This window comes from Chryseobacterium sp. MMO-72, from assembly GCF_037146035.1.
GTDB classification, from domain to species: Bacteria; Bacteroidota; Bacteroidia; order Flavobacteriales; family Weeksellaceae; genus Chryseobacterium; species Chryseobacterium indicum.
On the sequence record NZ_JBBCWG010000019.1, the window covers coordinates 33,238 to 50,309 of the forward strand.

The 17,072-nt window shown below is 30.8% G+C and carries 15 protein-coding genes; 12 read left to right on the forward strand and 3 right to left on the reverse strand.

The genetic code is table 11. The annotated features are described in order from the left end of the window. Positions 1–78: 78 nt before the first annotated feature. The 8 genes from WFH39_RS19460 (at position 79) to WFH39_RS19495 (ending at position 9,229) form a co-directional block, all read left to right on the forward strand. Positions 79–978 (forward strand): hypothetical protein, encoded by a 900-nt coding sequence (locus WFH39_RS19460; protein ID WP_336691107.1) that lies wholly within the window; start codon positions 79–81, stop codon positions 976–978. A 1,311-nt stretch (positions 979–2,289) separates the two neighbouring features. Further along, positions 2,290–2,877, forward strand: a complete 588-nt coding sequence (locus WFH39_RS19465) for a hypothetical protein (RefSeq protein ID WP_214588117.1) — start codon at positions 2,290–2,292, stop codon at positions 2,875–2,877. Between the two features lie 243 nt (positions 2,878–3,120). Then, positions 3,121–4,347, forward strand: a complete 1,227-nt coding sequence (locus WFH39_RS19470) for a T9SS type A sorting domain-containing protein (RefSeq protein ID WP_336691108.1) — start codon at positions 3,121–3,123, stop codon at positions 4,345–4,347. 131 nt (positions 4,348–4,478) lie between these two features. Next, positions 4,479–4,901, forward strand: a complete 423-nt coding sequence (locus tag WFH39_RS19475) for a hypothetical protein (RefSeq protein ID WP_214588112.1) — start codon at positions 4,479–4,481, stop codon at positions 4,899–4,901. 191 nt (positions 4,902–5,092) lie between these two features. Further along, complete coding sequence (locus tag WFH39_RS19480) at positions 5,093–5,674, forward strand: HD domain-containing protein (RefSeq protein ID WP_214588110.1); 582 nt, start codon at positions 5,093–5,095, stop codon at positions 5,672–5,674. Between the two features lie 26 nt (positions 5,675–5,700). Further along, positions 5,701–6,495: a phosphatase PAP2 family protein gene (locus WFH39_RS19485; protein WP_336691109.1), complete on the forward strand. Its 795-nt coding sequence runs from the start codon at positions 5,701–5,703 to the stop codon at positions 6,493–6,495. A gap of 10 nt (positions 6,496–6,505) precedes the next feature. After that, positions 6,506–6,922 (forward strand): EamA family transporter, encoded by a 417-nt coding sequence (locus WFH39_RS19490; protein ID WP_214588106.1) that lies wholly within the window; start codon positions 6,506–6,508, stop codon positions 6,920–6,922. Positions 6,923–7,003: 81 nt separating this feature from the next. After that, positions 7,004–9,229, forward strand: a complete 2,226-nt coding sequence (locus WFH39_RS19495) for a TonB-dependent receptor domain-containing protein (protein ID WP_336691110.1) — start codon at positions 7,004–7,006, stop codon at positions 9,227–9,229. Between the two features lie 100 nt (positions 9,230–9,329). Here the strand turns inward: WFH39_RS19495 and WFH39_RS19500 are convergent, their stop codons facing one another. From WFH39_RS19500 to WFH39_RS19510, 3 genes are all read right to left on the reverse strand, one after another. Continuing rightward, positions 9,330–10,445 carry a sulfite exporter TauE/SafE family protein gene (locus WFH39_RS19500; RefSeq protein WP_273077797.1) on the reverse strand — a complete coding sequence of 372 codons (1,116 nt, stop codon included), beginning with the start codon at positions 10,443–10,445 and terminating at the stop codon, positions 9,330–9,332. Positions 10,446–10,666: 221 nt separating this feature from the next. Next, positions 10,667–11,950: a PorY family sensor histidine kinase gene (gene porY, locus WFH39_RS19505; RefSeq protein ID WP_273077796.1), complete on the reverse strand. Its 1,284-nt coding sequence runs from the start codon at positions 11,948–11,950 to the stop codon at positions 10,667–10,669. Between the two features lie 12 nt (positions 11,951–11,962). Beyond that, a complete protein-coding gene (locus WFH39_RS19510) occupies positions 11,963–12,640 on the reverse strand; it encodes a response regulator transcription factor (protein WP_273077795.1) in 678 nt (225 codons plus the stop codon). A 933-nt stretch (positions 12,641–13,573) separates the two neighbouring features. Between WFH39_RS19510 and WFH39_RS19515 the strand changes: the two genes are divergently transcribed. The 4 genes from WFH39_RS19515 (at position 13,574) to WFH39_RS19530 (ending at position 16,875) form a co-directional block, all read left to right on the forward strand. Next, positions 13,574–14,539 (forward strand): DinB/UmuC family translesion DNA polymerase, encoded by a 966-nt coding sequence (locus tag WFH39_RS19515; protein ID WP_336691111.1) that lies wholly within the window; start codon positions 13,574–13,576, stop codon positions 14,537–14,539. Between the two features lie 1,215 nt (positions 14,540–15,754). Then, entirely contained in the window at positions 15,755–16,051 is a 297-nt protein-coding gene (locus WFH39_RS19520; RefSeq protein WP_336691112.1) for a hypothetical protein, read from the forward strand. 26 nt (positions 16,052–16,077) lie between these two features. Then, on the forward strand, positions 16,078–16,440 hold the full coding sequence (locus tag WFH39_RS19525) for a DUF6876 family protein (RefSeq protein ID WP_336691113.1): 363 nt from the start codon (positions 16,078–16,080) through the stop codon (positions 16,438–16,440). A gap of 165 nt (positions 16,441–16,605) precedes the next feature. Next, a complete protein-coding gene (locus WFH39_RS19530) occupies positions 16,606–16,875 on the forward strand; it encodes a hypothetical protein (protein WP_336691114.1) in 270 nt (89 codons plus the stop codon). The last annotated feature ends 197 nt before the right edge of the window (positions 16,876–17,072 follow it).

A 17,072-nucleotide genomic window follows, 5' to 3' on the forward strand; every position in this document is an offset into this window, starting at 1 on the left:
TTAAAACTTACTTTTTTTCAAATTGCAGTCTCAGAAAAGATCTAAAAAAAGCAGCTTATTTTAAAAAATCGAAAATTAATGGGCAACGAAACGTTATGGGCTACAGAGCTTTATGCATTATATGCAACAAAAAATATTGACAATATTAAAAATAAATTATTTAATAGCACGGATCTTTTAGTTTATTTACATGAGATTTTAGCTGAAGAAAATGTGCAACTTGAGTCAAATGACATTTATTCTGAACAATTAATCTTAAAGTTTCATCTACAGAATTTAAGCTTGCTTGATTTATCTGAAGGACATTCAATAAAATCAAAGTATTATAAAAATAGGGCTCCGCACATTAAATTTCTCGATATTTCCTCTGTAATCACGATCGTAAGGTCACAATATGAATCATTGCTTATGTATCAACATTTATACTTAAATTCATCTATTCCGGAAGAGAATCAATTACGCTTTGATTCATGGATGATGTCTTCAATGATGCTAAGATCCAAAGTTTTTTCTGATCCAGAAAAAACTGATAATGAGAGATTAAGTGATGAAAGAGTAGCAATTGATAATTTTAAAAAGAGTATATCAAATAATCCCATATTTAAGACACTTAGTGAGAAACAGCAGAAGAGCTTGTTAGAAAATGGATCTGGAAAACTATTTAAAACATGGGATACTATTATGTCAGAATCAAACTTCAATTCTAAAGGTATGTTTTCAAAAATATATTTTATAGCTTCGGTATATGCACATTCTGAAGGAATTATGGCTATTCAGCTAAAACAGTCAAAGCATTTGATGGATCATCCTTTTATGAAAGAAAATTTATATTTAATGCTTTTCTATTCTTATTTAATGACTAATGTTATGACAAAAAATATTATAGATAAATTTCCAGAAGTAAAAAAGCGATATGATGATTTAGATGAAAAAGTAAAATTTGAGATCAACTTTAATTACCAACTAGCCTTCAAATAGAATATTATTAAATGTTTGGGCTCAAAAAATGAAAGGAACCGAATATTCATTCGATTCCTTTTAATTTACTTTTTTGTCTCAATCGAGATTGAGAATCCTTTTAGAAATTTAAAATTGAAAGATCCTTTAAATCTTTTGTTTAAGATCATTCCTGAAAAGAATAAGACTACGGTACTTATTATAACCGCTGTAAATAGTTGCATAATATTAATTATTTTATGTTAATCAAAACTTCCATCCTTTGAAAGTTTTCTATGATTTATTTTTTACAAATTTTATTAGAATTTTTAAATTATCAACTATTAATTTTGACATTAATTGTCCTATATTTCTTTGATATAGCACCTTTTTATGAATAACATTTTAAGAAGGGTTGTTATCTGCCTTCTCTTTTCCTATTTATTCTTCTTTTGTCTCTACTCCTATTCCGATTTTTTATTAAAGCATTAATAATAGGAGCTATTGCTGCAACAAACTTTACAGTCTGATCTAAATTTAGATTTTCGACATTTTTTAAATTTATTTTTAATTGAGATTATGAACCCGACAATCTTTTTTTGGTCAGAGAATAGACTTAATGTGGATAACTTTAATTAAGAAGAAAAAGTGGATGAACCATTGATTAGTAGTTAGGTTGGTGAAATTTTAACATAACTTTTTACATTACTATCCTAAATAAGAATGTATTAAAATTTTGTTACATACCAAAATTTTATAACTTTGTTTACACAAAAGCACAAAAGCACAAAAACACAAAAACAAAAGCCTCCCGAAGGAGGCAAGCTGTCAATCTACTTTTTCTCTTTTTTGATATACGGTTGCAACGCTAACAAAAAAGCAGCTAAAGCTTCTAAAAGACGACAGACGGAATCTAAGTCCATTTGTTTTTAATAAACTCGAGTCTCGCCTCGAGTTTATTGTTAATACAAAGTTAAGTATCTAAATGCATATTTAGTAAGGATAAGAACTAATTGCGATGGTTCTAATCTCAGAAGTTATCAACAGTGACACGAAACTCCTTTTAACAGAGGGTTTAAAAATCCAAATACTTACATTTTTCAATAAAATAATTTTTCTGTTAACAGTTTTTAGTTAAATGTGCTATATATGATACGCTTTTGCTCATATTTCATTTGTAATTACATAGAAAATGAAATTATTTTTAATTGAAATTATGAGTGTTTTTAGCTTTACAAAAATTATTATAAATTCTATTGTGAATAGCTCAATCTACATAAGTTTTTTTCTGTATTTTCAATACTAGATAAAATAGCAGAACGTTTGGCTTTAAAAGGTAAAATCTCATAAACGATGAAAATAAAAACTATTATAATTATGCTTTCATTTTTTACAGTGTGCTTTTTTAAAGCTCAAAGCGGAAAATTAGTGGAAGTCGAAAAACTTGGCTGGTCTATTAATATGCCAAATAGTTTTAACGATATGAATCAAAATAAAAAAGCGATTCAATATGTGGAAACAAAAGATAAAAGCCAAAACAAAACTGAAAACCCGAAAACTGAAAAAACTGAAGATATAAAATTTCAAGCTAAAAATAACACCTTTTTTATGTTGTTTTCTGATAGAAATAAAACAGTAGATAAGTTGGTTCAGGTTGCAACTGTAAATAAAAATACTGATGAACTAATTGAATCGATTAAAAAGACCAATGCAGACGCAAAATTTACAAAGAATATAACTAAAGATGAAATCGGAAAAACTTCTTTTTACAAAACTTTTATAAAAGTTGATCTAGGAAATAATGTTTCACAAAATTATATAATTTACAATGGAATAATAAATGGCTACAATGCGAGTTTTTGTATAATATATTTAAACGAGACATCTGAACTAACAGAATTATTAAATGCATTTAAAGATTCGAAATTCAAAATTCAATAAGTTAATTACCGCCGATAGAATACGCTTTATTTAAAAGTTTTTCAATAATATAGAATCTCAAAAAACGATTTATTATATGCATTTTAATCAAAAAGTGAGAAATTACAGAGTTATTTTAGATTAATTTAAATTGTATAATTGGTATTGTTAGATTATAAGATGAGAATTCAGAATTTCTACAAAATTGAGATGTAATATTGCTTGTTCGCAAATTGATACATTTTAACCTTTATTTACCGTTTAATGAAAAGAATAATTACTCTGGTCATTTTATTAGTTGCAATTACTTTTTCAAAAGCCCAAATCAAAATTTTATTCGATGCCACTAAAGCTGAAATGGCTGGAAACGGAGATTGGGTCATAGATGCCGATTTACATAATCTTAAAGCAAATTCCAATGGAACTGTCACTGTTGGCGGATCGGATTCCAATCCCCAAAAAACTCCCACTCCGGCACAAAGTGGTATCACGGCAAGTACGTCCGAAACTTATTGGACCGGTGCTTTGAGTGCGTGGGCAGTAGATTTGGTAAAAAGAGGATATATTGTAGAAACGCTCCCTTACAATGCCATAATTACTTATGGAGACCCTACAAATGTACAGGATTTATCCAATTATAAAGTTTATATTATTGATGAGCCTAATCTAAAGTTTACAACAAGTGAAGCTAATGCTTTGATTAATTTTGTAAACAACGGCGGTGGATTATTTATGATCAGTGATCACGATGTAAGCGATCGGAATGGGGATGGCTGGGATTCTCCTGGAATTTGGAATGATATCCTGAGCAATAATACAATACAGACTAACCCTTTCGGGATCACTTTTGATTTACAGAACATCTCACAAACGAGTACCAATATTGCAAATCTTCCAACAGACCCTATTCTACACGGTTCTGCAGGTACACCAGCACAAATCCAGTTTAGTAATGGGACGACAATGACACTAAATAAGGCAGCTAACCCATCTGTAAAAGGATTAATATTTAAAACAGGCTCTTCGACAACAGGTACTACCAATGTTTTATTTGCAACGGCTACTTATGGACTTGGAAAAGTTTGTGCTTTGGGAGACAGTTCCGTTCCGGACGATGGGACAGGTGATCCTGGTGATACTTTGTATAATGGCTATACAGGTGATGCCAATGGAAATCATAAGCCGTTACTATTAAATGCGACTATATGGCTGGCAACAAGTTCTTCTAATTTAAATATAAATGATTTGTCATACGTAACTGGCGATATAAGTATTTACCCGAATCCAGCTTCAGATTACATTTACATCTCAACAGGCAAAGATTCAAATAATTATCAATATTCGATAACGGATTTCTCAGGTAGAAATCTAGAAACAGGAATAGTAACCTCAGGAAAAATCAATGTTGAAAAATACAATTCAGGAACCTATATTTTGACAGTGAAGTCAGCTTCAAATAGTACAAAATCATTCAAGTTTATTAAAAAATAAGCTATCGTAATCTTATAAATTTTTAGCTACCATTTACTTTGCATTTTACTGTTTTTTTTGAGTTCATTAAAAATTCAACATTTCTACAAAATTATGTTCCAATTTTACCATATTAATTTAAATCAGAAAAAATGAAAAAGTCATTGTTAGTAATGTTATTAATATGCCTATACACTTTGGTGTATTCTCAGGAAAAAATAAAAACTGAAGTCCCTGCAGTTGTAGAAAAAGCCTTTATGAAAGCCTTTCCCAATACAAAAGCAAAATGGGAAAAAGAAGATGGCAAATATGAAGCAGGATTCAAGTATAAAGGAGAGGAAATGAGTGTTCTTTATAATGCACAGGGCGTTTGGGAAGAAAAGGAAATAGAGATTAAAGTAAGCAAACTTCCGGTAGGAGCTTCATCTTATGTGGAAAAAAAACAATTGGGCAAAATAAAAGAAACTTCTAAAATTATCAAGGCAGATGGTTCTGTAATGTACGAAGCAGAAGTCAAAAGCGGCGACATTTTGTTTGATACCAAAGGTAACTTTGTAAAACTGGTAAAAGATTAGGATCTGATAGAAAATAAAAAGAATTATAAAAGCTACTTGTATGAGTGGCTTTCTTTTTTTAAATGAGTCGGTATAATTTTAAAATTCAAAATTTCTTCAAAATTATTACTCATCATTGTATAAAGTACTTGTAATGGATAAAATCAAATGATTATTTGATAACTATACAAGTTTTAAATTATACATCATTAATGAATAGTTTATTGGAAGCCGTAAGCTCTTATGTGACATTATTTCTTTCTGAAAATCTTTCAGATGAACTTATTTTTCATAACATCAATCATACATATGAAGTCGTTGCTGCGGCAAAAGAAATAGGTTCACATTGTGTTCTTTCGGAAGATGAAATGTTGGTGCTGGAGGTTGCTGCTTGGTTTCACGATTGTGGCTATGCCAATACTTATATCGGTCACGAGGATGAAAGCAAGAAAATCGCTAACGATTTTTTGGAATTCTTCGGTTGTAATAAAAACTTCAAAGAATCTGTTTTATGCTGTATAGAATCCACCAAATATCCTCCAAGACCATCTTCATTAGTTGAAAAGGTTCTTTGTGATGCTGATCTCTATCACCTAACAAGAACCAATTACCAAAAGTATGAAAAAGCATTAAGACAGGAATTTGAAACATTCCTGAAAACGTCATACAGTGACGAAGATTGGCACACTATGAATTGCAGATTTCTCGCTGGTCATTCCTATTACACAGAATTTGGTCAGAAGGTTCTTGCCCAATTAAAAGAAATCAATGTCCGAAACATTTGTCATAAATAATTTAAATCGGAATTAAGAAAATTAAGATGTTAAAATTTATTCCTAAATCAGTTTTTAGCATTTTTCTGCTAACTTCTGTATTCGTAAAAGTTGTTGCGCAAAATAACGGTCCTATTCTGGCACAGCAGCCAAAAATTGACAGCATTGGCAATATGGATGTTGAGCTAAACAATTTAAAATTTCAAAGCTTGATTGTCCCTACTGCGTTTATCGGTTACGGGATCGCAAGTTTGTCAGTAAAAGGTATAAAGCAATTGAATTTTTCGACGCGAGACGAAATTAATGAGCACAGACCAGATCATATTAAACTGGATAACTATACACAATTTGCTCCTGCCGCATTGGTTTATGGATTAAATGCATTAGGAATGAAAGGAAAGCATAATCTGCGGGACCGAAGTACTATATACGGAACCTCGATGTTGATTACTTCTGCATTGGTAATTCCGTTAAAGCATATGGTAAAAGAGGAAAGACCTGACCAATCCAATAATTTGTCATTTCCATCAGGGCATACGGCGATTGCGTTTGCATCTGCTCAATTTATGTTTCGAGAATATCAGGATACTAATTTTTGGTTGGGAGTTTCCGGCTATTCATTTGCAGTGTTTACAGGTATTTATAGAATGCTGAATGACAAACATTGGGTTGGAGATGTTGTTGGAGGTGCCGGTTTCGGGATTCTGTCAACTGAATTAGCTTATTGGCTCTATCCCAAAATAAATAATTTTTTGAGCGACAAAAATAAAAATTCCAGTGCAATGGTAATGCCTTTTTATCAGAATAAGATCATCGGAATAGGTTTGGTGAAAAATTTTTAATCACGTATCTATGTGGTTCTACTATGCTTTGTTATCGGCATTATTTGCAGCACTTACGGCTATTTTTGCAAAAATGGGAGTGTCTAATGTTAATTCCAATTTGGCAACAGGAATCAGAACTGTTATCATTCTGGTATTGGTTTGGAGTATCGTATTTATAAAAGGTGAAGCAAAAGATATTAGTTCATTGTCGAAATTTAATCTTATTTTTCTTACCCTTTCCGGTGTTGCAACAGGATTATCGTGGTTATTTTATTTTAAGGCTTTACAGATAGGAAAAGTTTCGCAAGTAGCGGCTGTAGATAAATTGAGCGTAGCCATCGCCATTATCCTTTCCATACTATTTTTCAAAGAAACGTTGACGTTTAAAACAGCGATAGGAGCTTTGCTTATTATCGGCGGAACTATTTTATTTGCTCTGAAATAGTATTAAATCTCTTTAATATCAGTCAAAATTCAGAATGTTTACAGAATTTAGCTGAATTTTTGCCGTATAATAAAGTCTACTGTGAAACAATTATCAATTCTTTTAGTATTACTATTTACAATAACAATTAATGCACAAGCCGTAGCCGGAAAAGAAGCTGATTCTTTAAAAATCAATCGGGTTAAGACTATTCAGGAAGTTGTTATCAACGGAAAAAAACCGATTGTCGAAAATAAAGTTGATAAAATTATTTACAATGTTGCCAACGACATCACATCTCAGAATGGTTCAGCGATCGAGGTTTTGAGGAAAGTGCCACAAGTGACGGTAGATGCAGACGGAAATATAGAATTACAGGGTAATCCTAATGTGAGATTCCTGATCAACGGAAAACCTTCCGGCGTATTTGGAAACAGCCTAGCCGATGCACTTGCTTCAATTCCTGCAAGCCAGATCAAAAGTATCGAAGCAGTGACCACTCCCGGAGCAAGATACGATGCACAGGGAACGGGTGGAATCATCAATATTATCCTTAATGAAAATAAAGTTAAAGGGATCAATGGGTTGATTAATACTTCCGCCGGAACACGTTTTGAAACTGGCTCATTAAATCTGAATTTCAGAAACAACCACTTCAGTCTGAATGCTTTTTTCAGCGGAAATGCTCAATTGAAATCAAGAACACCATCGTCTCAAAACAGAATTTCGCGCGATTCTTCCTCACAAACTCAAACCCGATTATTGCAAAATGCTTTAAGCTATTTTGAGAGACACGGTTATCGTACGGGATTAGGATTTGACTGGTCGATTAATAAAACGAATACTTTGTCCGGTTCCATTTCTTACAACGATTTTGCAAACAAAAGTGTCGGTTTGATTAATCAGGAACAGTATATTACTGATTTTTTTAATTCAACAGAACAATCATCAATTGGTTACAGAAATTCATATAGTCGTTCTTCAGTGAACTCCATTGATGGAAATATAAGCTACAGAAAAACATTTCTGAAAGAAGGAAAGGAGTTGACGGCAGATTATGTGATGAGCTACGGTTCTCCTAAAAGTAATTATTTGCAAACTCAGAATTTGGCAGGATCTTTATCTCCTTATGATGGCATTTCAGGTAGCAATCCAGGAACGGATGTTAGCCATAATATATCGTTAGATTATGCACAGCCAATAAAAGATAATCTTACATTGGAAATGGGTGCAAAAGCAATATTTCAGCATATTATAAATAACACTGATGTGAATATTTTAAACACTTCGTCAGGGCAATATGAATCGGATCTCAATCAGTCCTATCACTTGAAATATGATATCGGAATTTATGCAGCATATCTTTCTTCATCATTAAAATTATTCAATTGGCTGGACGTAAGAACTGGAGTACGTTACGAATACACAACAGTGAAAATCGATTATCATAATACCAATATTCCCTCATACAGTCTGCTTGTACCGTCATTCATTTTATCCCATAAATTTGATAGTGCGGAAACAATAAAACTTGCTTATACGAGAAGAGTTGAAAGACCTGAATATTCTGAATTAAATCCATTTTTAAATTTCAGCGATCCTCATAATATCACAACAGGAAATCCTGCATTAAAGCCAGAGATAGGGGATAATATGGAGTTAGGCTACAGCAAAAATTATGAAAAAGGTGCTAATGTTTCAATTACCCTTACAGAAAAAATCAACAGTCAGGATCTCAAGCAAATCACGACTTTTTACCCAACATTTAATGTTAACGGAACAGATTACACTAATGTTTCAGTCACTTTAAGAGAAAATATTGGAAAAGAGTATAATTCCGGAGGTATGTTATCAGGTTCTGTTTCTTTTTTTAATAGTAAATTAAATTTACGAGGAAATATGATGGTTTTTCACCGATTTATTGTAAGTGATTATTTTGGAAACGTAGATATGGGTATTCGATATCGTTTAAACTTGAACTTTACTTATCAGTTTCCAAAGGATTTTATAGTAGAAATATTCGGAAATTACAACTCGCCTGCAAAAAATATTCAGGGTAAAAATCCTCAGTCAATTACTTATAACATTGCTGCAAGAAAACAGTTTTGGAACAAAAAAGCAAGTATTGGAATTACAACTACTAATCCTTTTAACCAATATATTAAACAGGCAACAACTGTTAAAACATATGATTACAGTTCATATTCTGTGCGGTATTTGCCACTTCGTTCGTTCGGGGTTAGTTTCAGTTATAAATTTGGTAAAGATTTTAAAAAAGAAAAAGACATCAGTGATGAGTATTTGAATGGAGCGATTCAAGGAACTTAAACGCCGCACTCTTATATAATAAATATATGGGTATAACATATAATTACTAAGTATTTAAACCAGAGAATAATATTTTATTGAAAAATTTCTGGATTAAAATCTAACTTTCAAATTTTGTAAGCTGATTGTTTTTGTAACAGTAGAATTCATAGGAAGGTTCGTTTCTAAACGTAAAAACTTTTTCAAGATGAATGATATCAAAATGATTTTTCAGCGAAGCATATTTGGTTTTAAGATGAGCCGGCAATTCTTCCGGATGAATTGGTCTTTCAATTTCCAATCCCTCATCAAAGGCGAATTCAATTATAAAATCTGTTGACCGCCACGAAATAATGGATTCGCTTTTTGCAATCGTAACGCCCAATTTATTTTGTTGGATGATTTTGTCAGAAGTTCCTATTAATAAAATTATTCCTGAAACTACCATTGCTCCGTAACCGACTTTTCTGAAGATATTTTCACTAAGAAGAGGAAGAATATATTTAAAAGTATAAGATGAAATAATGGTTGCCACCGCAACGGCTATTCCCAGCCATAATGCAAGATTGGAATAGAGTCCTAGCGAAATATAAATTATCAATTTAATTAGATGAAGAAAAACTTCATTGGCTGCTCTGGTAGCTACAATTTCTTCTTTTTTCAATCCAAACTGCAAATAAAAACGATTAAACAAAAGCCCTATGGCGCCTGTAATTCCGGAAACAAACCCTGCAAGAAAACCAATAATTGCCAAGACATATGTAGGAGAAGTGTTGTCATCTTTTTCATTGTCCTTAACTTTTTTGAAAAGCTGTGGAACATTGGAAACCAGAAAAAAAGCCACAATCAACTGCAGATAATTGGGGTTGATATATTTAATGAGATAAGCACCAATCAAAACTGCAGGAATCGAAAACGGAACGAACCAAAAGAAAATCTTCCAGTTGATGTGTTTTTTGAAAACTGCAATTCGTGATACAGAACTTGTAAATGTTCCGATTGTAAGAGAAAATGGAACTACAGAAGCTGGTAATAAAAGATTAAGAATCGGAATCAAAATGAGGCTTGCACCACCGCCGCAAATGGCGCTCAGCCAAAATGCGAAAATGGTTCCGAAGAACAATAAAATAATTTCAATAAACATTTTTATCAACAAAAAGGTTACACCATAAATTTTACTTAACAAAGATGCAATCTGATTTTGAAGATATTTTGAAGAAAGTAATTTCACTTTCATCTTTTATTTTGAATCTTTAGTTGACAGTTTGATCATGCACGAATAATAAGTTTGATGAGCCAAGCAATTTATTTTATAGGCTCTTTGAGAAAGACTATTAGCCTAATGCTGAAAATTTACAGAAAATATCCTGTCGATAATCTTTTAAAATTGTATTAATCATTATTGTTACCTGTTTGTAAATGGGTAAAGCTAAATTCAATTTTGAGGAAATTCCGAATTTATAGTTTAACAGAAAAAATGTGGTTGTGGTTTTCAAACCTGTACTCAATACTCCAGTTCTGAGATTTACATATTTCTTTTACAATAGCTAATCCAAGTCCACTCCCTTTGTTTTCTTTTGAGAATCCTGAAAACCTTTTGAATAGCAAATCCGTATTCAATTTCTCTGTTCCCGAATTAGATACTTCAAAAAGAGATTGCATTAGTTTAATTCCGATTGAACCATAAGCGGGAGTATGTCGAATAGCATTTAAAATCAAATTATTAATCAGTACTTCTGTTAATCCGATATTACCATTGACTTTAATCTCAGATGAAATTTCACTTCGAATAGTGAGGTTTTTTTGTTCAAAGTGTTCCTGCAGGATTTCCATACTTTGATTCAATAATTCATCAAAATTTATTTTGGAATTCTCAAACTGGTTGTTTTCAATCTTTGCCAGCAATAAAAGGTTCTTATTGATTCTGGAACTTCTCGACAAAGCCCGATTCATTTCCTCCACAATATGATACTGTTTTTCTGTTAAATCATCATCCTGCATAAGAATGTCGAGCTTATTTTTTAGAATTGCCAGAGGTGTTTGAAGTTCATGGGAAGCATTTTCTGTAAACTCTTTCTGAGTTATGAAAACCGACAGATTATGTTCTATTAACCTGTTCAATGACTGGTTCAGTTCATCAAATTCGGTAACGTCTGTTGGCGGCAATTCGATTTTTGTCTGATTATTGAGATTGAAGGTTTTCAATTTATCCAAAGTTGCATGGAAAGGTGTCCACACCGATTTGGAGAGCCATCTGTTCAAAATCAATAATCCGCCGACAATCAGGATAAAAAGTATAACCGTGGTTCCTGAGATGAAAAAGATCGTTTCTTGAGATTCTTCGATATTGGTTTCTATACTAAAGCGATAAGGCTTTCTGTTAAGATAGATGATCTTTGACAAGCATTGAAATCTGTCAACCTCTTCAAAATGAAGAAAGTCATGAGGTTTTTCGATGATATAAACACTGTCTTGGAGAGGATCATCCATTTCTGCCTTTTTGATATTTGTGGCAGGTTGTACTTTGTTCCACAACTTTATCGTTTCATCAAGTTTTTCATCGGATAACTTCAAACTGTTGATTTGAACCATTGTTTTTTCCGCAACAATTTTATTGTGCTCATCCAGCTCATTTTTCCAAATAGCATCTACAATAAGATAATAAATGGGAATACTTATGACCAAAATAATCAGGACATAAATGATGAAAGGTTTTGTTGCTTTGTTTAAAAGTGGTTTCAAATCGGATGCAAATTAAGAATTTTCCCACTTATAACCCGTCCCATAAACTGTTTTTAGATACTTGTCACAACCGGCGTCATGTAGTTTTTTTTTTAAATTTTTTACGTGCGCATAAACAAAATCATGATTGTCTAACATATCTGCAAAATCTCCGGAAAGGTGTTCTGCCAAAGTACTTTTTGAAATGACTTTATTTTTATTACCTACAAAATAAATCAACAGATCAAATTCTTTTTTTGTCAATGTAATGATTTCTTTATTGACTGAAACTGTCTTTGCCAGAAGGTCAATCTGTAATTCATTTTGACTGATAATATTAGAATTATTAAATTGTTTTCGTCTGATTACAGAATAAATTCTCGCCATTAATTCCGACAAATGAAATGGTTTTGTAAGATAATCATCTGCTCCAAGCTGCAATCCTTTTATTTTATCATCCAAAGCATTTTTTGCAGAAACGATAATAACTCCGTCTTGTTTATTTTGTTTTTTTAGTTCTTCCAAGATTTCCAGGCCGTTGCCGTCAGGAAGCATTATGTCAAGGATGATGCAGTCATACTGAAATGTCTCTATCTTATACATTGCCTCATAAAAAGTGTACGCAAATTCACACAGGTAGTTTTCTTCAGAAAGATATTCTGCTACACTTTTGGCTAATTCGGTCTCGTCTTCAATTATCAGAATTTTCATCAGTAATCTATTTTATAAATATCTGAACTTTTATCCAATAAATTTATATATTGAATTTAGTAGAAATTTTGAAGATTAAAAAATACATATAAGTTCATTTAGTAAAGAAATAATTTCTAAATTACACTTCTGCGTAATATTTATAGGGATATTCCTTGCTAGCTCCAACTAAACATTCGCTAAAGTTGTAAATAAAATTGTAAAAAAACACTTCAAATAGTACAAAATCATTCAAGTTTATTAAAAAATAAGCTATCGTAATCTTATAAATTTTTAGCTACCATTTACTTTGCATTTTATTGGTTTTTTAAGTTCAAACCTATTTAAAATTATAAAAAACACCAAACATTCAGCAAAGTCAATTTAATTATAAACTATTGGTTTAAATTATAATTTCCATGTAAAAACTCTAATAGTTAGATTATGATCCTGCTTACTGTTTTATTCAATAACATTTTATAGCAAATAATTTAACCATATTTTCAGATGTCTTCATTAAGAATGCACAAATTCCACTCAATCTTTGATCATTATAAAACCCTAAAAATGCACGTTTCAAACATCCTATTCACGGTTAGATTAGAATTAGTTTCTTAGATCATCTAAAGAAATACAAATCTTAATAATATACCTATTTAATTCTTTATGGCATCTTTAATTTCAGAAAACGCTTAATAAAGTTTAATCCTTAATTTAAAGAAAACTTTTTTTTAACTATCAAAAATATTGATGAAAATTTATCCCTTTGTAATAATTGCTGAATGTTTGGTGTATTTATAAATTCTAAAAAATTACCGAATCGACATATATATTTTATCAAAATATTAATATCATAAGCACGACTAAATATCAATACATTACAACGTTTTTAGCTTCTAACTTGTAATAATAATTTTCTTTTGATAATCAATTTTATCGAAAGCTTTTGATAAAGTGGATGAATCTTTTCTTGATTTTCACGGCTATGATTATTTAAACTTGAAAGATCAGTGTAATGACCTTAGAAATAGTGTTTTTACAGGTTTGGATATTCCTTGCAGTATTGGTCTTGCTCCTACTAAAACATTGGCGAAAGTTGCCAATAAAATTGTAAAAAAACACTCTAAAGAATTAGGTCATACATATGTAATTGATTCTCAAAATAAGATAGAAAAAGCATTAAAATGGCTTCCTTTGGAGGACGTTTGGGGAGTTGGCAGAAGATATGCAGAACGATTTTCAAGAATTGGAGTTAAAAAAGCTTGGGATTTCGTACAATTACCTGAAGCATATGTACATAAAGAAATGGGAATTTACGGACTAAGAATGCATAAAGAATTAAGAGGTATTCCTCAATATGATCTTACTGAGGTTAAGTCCAAAAAAGGTATCGGGACAAGCAGAACCTTTGATAGAAGAACTGATGATTTAGAAGTTCTCAAAGAAAGAATCTCTACATTCGCCTTTAAATGCTCTGAAAAACTCCGGAAACAAAACTCTTGTTGTAACTATGTTACGGTATATATTACTACTGATCGATTTAAATTAGATTTAAAGCAATATAGTAACTCAATAACGGTTGGATTAGCTAATCCATCGAGTTCTGCAATTGAATTATCTACTGTGGCAACAAAAGCACTCGAAAAAATTTATCAGCCATTTTTCCAATATAAAAAGGCGGGGGTAATGCTAACAGAATTTGTTCCCGATACAGAAAGAATAACCAGCTTATTTGACATTGATTATCATGACAAACATAAACCTCTTATGTATGTGATTGATATAATGAATAAAAAATTAGGGGCGGATAAAATCAAATTAGCATCAATGGATATTCAACGAACTTGGAAAATGAATCAGAAAAATCTATCTCCTCGATATACAACCGATATAAAGCAAATAATAAAAGTAAAAGCTTAAAAGAATCTTGATAACATCATTTGTAATAGCAAAAATTAACTTAAAGGTGGTGTTCAGTCCTTAAAATGACCGAATAATTCTTGAAAATTGAGTATGTTTTTTCCGACTATAAAAATTATTTTCAAAAGAGTTTAGCAAGTCTAGTATAAACTCATAAGGAGCTTAAAAAAAAATATTCTTGCAGAACCTTTCCTCCAACAATGTGTTTTACTTGATTGCGGATTGATTATTTCTGATCTGGTTTTTATTTACTTTTCAATTTTAGTTCGCTAAAATAAAATCCAGGATCTTCTGCAGCAGCAATTTTAATTCGTTAAAAGTTAGATGGCCGAGCGAAGCTCTGCTACTTTTAACGAACTCACTCCATTCTTTTGAGTTTTGGATTTTCTTTTTTTAGTTCGTTAAATAGTTCCGGTTCCGGAGCTGGTCTGTTTCTTCCGGAACAATTTTAACGAACTATTTATAGTCGGCAAAAAACACAATTTCGCCCTACAATTCCATTTCTAAATTAAGTTTTTTGAACGACTGAGTGGCATTAAATTTATATGTGGTGGTATCTGATTAAATAGCTTTAGTTAAGGATTTTTACTTTCCCTTTTACCATTGATAAGAACTTGCTATTTCTCTGCTTACGTTTTTGAGGTTTACCGATTTTCTAATGCAAATTTGAAATATTTAATTCCTAAAATTCTTGGCTTATAATTTTTTTGGGAATCCGATTTTTTCAAAATCAAACCCACCACAAAAAAATTATTCCGAGAGCCAGTGACAGGTCACCCCAATTTTACGAATAAAATTTTTCTTGGTCAATTGGCATAGAAAAGTCGATACCTCAGTTAAACGAAGCAAATAAACAGAGTTCTTTGAAATCAACGGAAAAATCAAACCCCAAAATCCAAACTAAATTATGCTATTTAATCAGATACCCACCACTAAAGAAAAAGTCAAGGTTTCCTCGAAACCAAAGCATATAAACAATTTTAAACTTTATTATTAAATGTACTAAATAATCAATTTAATCAAAAAAAATATTATGACAACAATTCTAAAAAAGAAATTACCCCCTATAAATGCTGTCGTATTGGCTAGATGCCAAAGAATAGATGGAAGCATTGAAATACATAAAATAAGGAGAATACTAAGTAGTGATTATGCTAAAGGTTGGCAATGGTCACATCATAAAATACGAACATACTTTACATTGAAAGTTCTTTCATGGGAAAGAATATAAAGTATAAAAAAATAAAAATTATGCTAGAAAATATAAAACAAAAGCTACAGGGAAAAATAGCTATACATAAAGCCACAGAAACCATTATGATAATTAGAAATGTTGGAATATTTAAGGACGAAATTTTATGTGATTGTTTAGTATATGTAGAAGAAGGCAAAGAAATTTATTATGCTAATGCAACTTATTCCATAAAAGAAATGAATGTTTTGGAAAATACAATTTATGAGTTTATATACTATTTAGAACTCCAGCAGGGAAAACAACTATCATTATTCTAATAATTAAAATAATAAATATTTATTATATGAAAAAGAACCCCAATCAAAGCGCAAACGAATTTTATAATGAACATCACTCAACAGAAAATTATTATAAAATTTTAGGTAATTTCTGTATTACTGATGGAGTCAAAAATATCGCAGATCAAGAAGAATGTTATTGGTTAATTGATATAATTTTAAGCTATCAATTTTATCTCAAATTTAGAGTAGAAGAATTTCAAGTCTGGAAATTGAAAAGAATAAAAAATGAAAAATTTAAACTAACAGCGACAGACGGAAACGAAAATATTTTAGTAACACAAACAATACAATTCTCAGATTTCTTTTTTGATGAATTAACGATCTGGAAAGAGAGTAATATTTTATTATTACCAAGTGAACATTAGTAATAAATTTTATATAATCCTTCACAAATGAAGGATTATATTTTTATAAAAATGTACTATATTTTTTGAAAAGATATTGTAAAAAATTTCATTTTTAATATTGAAATAAATTTTAATCAAAACCAAATAGTCATTATTTTTTCATTAAATTTGAAAAAAAAAATTATGGAAAATAATACTGAAAAAATTAAAAAAATTCTTTTAGAAGCTCATTACATTAAAGAAACTTTTAGGAATATTGATTTCAAAAATGAAAATGTAAAAGAAATAAAAAAACAGGTAAAAAAAGTAGAACAGGCTTATCTACAATTAGAGAAAGAATTGAGTGTTATTTTTAATGTAAGCATTGATAATAATACGAAAAAAATATTTATCAAATTAAAAGAAGGTGATTTCAGTAAGGATCTTTTAGATGTAGCAAAGTACTTAGAATAATTTTTTTTAGGAATGTTTTTTCCGACTATATTCCGCACGAAATAACGCCCGCTGTGAAGCGGGTTTTTTCATGACGGAAAATTTGAAAAATTTTTTGTTATGGAATAGCAAGAGGAAATCGGGGAAACCACGATTAATATATTGAAAATGTGATTGTTATATTTTTTTTGTATGCTAAAAATTATAAATTTTATAAA